This is a genomic window from Thermococcus sp. (genome assembly GCF_027008145.1).
GTDB lineage: Archaea > Methanobacteriota_B > Thermococci > Thermococcales > Thermococcaceae > Thermococcus.
This window is the reverse complement of sequence record NZ_JALTCZ010000091.1, coordinates 1-2,355: the sequence shown is the minus strand read 5'-3', so window position 1 is coordinate 2,355 and position 2,355 is coordinate 1. Positions and strand designations below refer to the sequence as shown.

Genomic DNA, 2,355 nt, shown 5'->3' with positions numbered 1-2,355 from the left:
GGCAAAACCGAGAGGAGACTCAAGGTTCTTGAGAGCTTCGGTGAGGAATACCTGTTCACGGTCGCCGCGGAGGATAAAGTCCCGGAGGAAGCCCTGAAGGAGGAAATGGACTACCTCAAAGAAAAGGGAGCCTTCTGAGGTGATCCCTTTGACTTTCTTTTTGAAGGTCACGATGAGGCCAACAGGGATAGTGGCACTCCGCGCCCTTCCACAGAGCAAGATGAGAACCGCGCTGCGCTACGTTCCGCCAACAACGCTCATCGGCGCCATAGCGTACCCCCTCCTGCATATCGCGGGGGATAGGTCCGAGACGGTATACAAAGGAAAAACCTTCAGAAGCACCGCGGAGAGAGTTCTGGGCCTCTTCGACTGGGTGACGGTGAAAACACTGGGGAAGCCAAGGCTCCAGGGTGCTTTACTGAAAATAAACACTATTTACTGGAAGAAGAAGATATGCCAGAGTGCGGTCACCTCGTTTCCCTTCGCCGTCATGTACGGCACGAAGGAATTTACGGTAACTGCGGTCTACCTCATCAACGAGGACGCACTGGAGAGGAGCACTTACACCATGAAAGACATCGAGAGGGCCGCATGGGGCATAACGAGGCTCGGCTCGAGGGAGTCAGTTGTCAGCGTGGAAGGCGTTGAGAGCGGTCGGACTAAGATAGTCAAGTCCCAGATAGCGGAGACAGCCTACGCATTCCCGTTCAGGGGGCTTGAGGTCGAGGGAAAGGGCACGCTCCAATCTGTGGTTGACTGGAGCTCCGGAATCGGGGACTACTCAAAGGCGAGCAGGCTGGTAATGTTCTATCCGGAAGGAATCGTCAGGGTCAGGGGGAGACTCAGGACTGCAAAGATTGGCGAGGAGGTGGTCGTCCTTGCTCATTGATGCCCTGGCAAAGTATCCCTACGAGGGCCTCACGAGAGAGTTACTCTCCCTCGGAATGTCATGGGTGGCCATGAACGCGGAACTCGATCCGGAGCCTGAGGAACTGGCCGATGCCCTTGAAGGCGCCCTCCGCTCCCTTGAGAGCAAGGTAAAAGCCCACACCTCCAAGATGGGCAGGAACGACCGGCAGTCCTTCGATAAGGTCCTGAAGGTGTGGTTCAACAGGAGCGCTCCAGAGACCTACAGCGAACTGTTTGAGCTGGTCATAAGGGAGACCGTGAAACTCATCAGGGAAGGGCGCCTCGACCCGGGGGAGTCCCTAACGGCAGTCAGGGTTGAGAAGGACGGTACGTACCTCGGCGTTGATTACGACGGTGAAACATCAAAGCCGCCCGGAAAGAAGGCCAGGGCTGACCACTACGCGATACTGCCGGCAATAATCAAGCAGCCCGAATACTACGAGCGCCAGAGCGGATTCCTAACTCCAACTACTGGAGGGAAAGCGCAGATACGCCTCGACCCCCTGTGGTTCTCCCTCGTTGCGCTGGGCTTCTTCACCGGGTTCGCGGGCTTCATAGGCGGTAAGTACTATCTCATGACGAAGCCGGGAATAGAGGGTCTCTGGCCCTACGAAGTCGAGGACGTCATTACGCGCGGCCTCCTGTCCCTCACGGAAGCAGGGGTCAGGGGGAGGGTTTCGCTCAGCACCGAGGAACTGTACGAGATGAAGCTGGCGATGAAGCTCGCTGAGGAGAACAGAAACCCTCCTGAGGGGATATATCCTGTTACACTGCACTTGATTAGCCTCGAGGGGCAGGTTTACACGGAACTTAAGACACTCCAGCTCGACCTCTCTGGTCTCAGCAGGTACTTGGACGCTTACGTGAAGCGCATAAACGCCCTGAGCATCGGAGGAGTTCAGACTACTGCAACACTGAAAGAAGGTGAAGCAGGTGTTCAAAAATACCCGCTGTGGGCGCTCGTGGACATCGCCGAGAAGGAACTCGGAAGGGGCGTTAGCGGCGACGGGGAGATGCTAGCTTATATCTTCGTCAAGGACCTCTACCGCGCCGTCAACAGCGGGAGGAAGGAACTCATAGAGGACTCGGTCTTCAGACTCTTCCGCCAGGGCAGGGCACTGGTTGAGGGAAGCGGAAGGGCCAGCGGTGAGCTGAGGAAGGTTCTGAAAGCCGTTATGTGGCGGGACCACCTGGAGGTGCTCCTGTGAGGGCATACAACGAAGCGGTCAGGAGGCTCGCGGAGGCAAAGGGATTTGTGCCGGAGAGGAGACCCCTCCTTGAGGAGGCCTTTGACTTTTTAACCTCGTCTCCTCAACCCCTTCTCGTCCTCAACGCCCCAACTGGCTATGGAAAAACGCTCCTGAGCTTTGCCCTTGCCATCCACTCTCTAACCGACGCTTCGCTGTTCGATAGGGTTATACACGTCCTTCCGATGAGGTCTATCAT

2 protein-coding genes and 1 pseudogene are annotated in these 2,355 nt (G+C 56.6%); all 3 read left to right on the top strand.

Annotation, left to right across the window (positions count from 1 at the left end; all coding sequences use genetic code 11):
- Positions 1 to 160 precede the first annotated feature (160 nt).
- Positions 161 to 889, top strand: coding sequence for a type I-A CRISPR-associated protein Cas5a (gene cas5a, locus MVD07_RS04435; protein ID WP_366078457.1), 729 nt, complete (start codon positions 161 to 163; stop codon positions 887 to 889).
- Positions 879 to 2,117 (top strand): type I-A CRISPR-associated protein Cas8a2/Csx9, encoded by a 1,239-nt coding sequence (cas8a2, locus tag MVD07_RS04430; RefSeq protein WP_297499103.1) that lies wholly within the window; start codon positions 879 to 881, stop codon positions 2,115 to 2,117. The genes cas5a and cas8a2 overlap by 11 nt, the downstream gene beginning before the upstream one ends.
- Positions 2,114 to 2,355, top strand: a pseudogene (locus MVD07_RS04425) (CRISPR-associated helicase Cas3'); the annotation flags it as partial. The gene cas8a2 and the pseudogene MVD07_RS04425, both read left to right, overlap by 4 nt.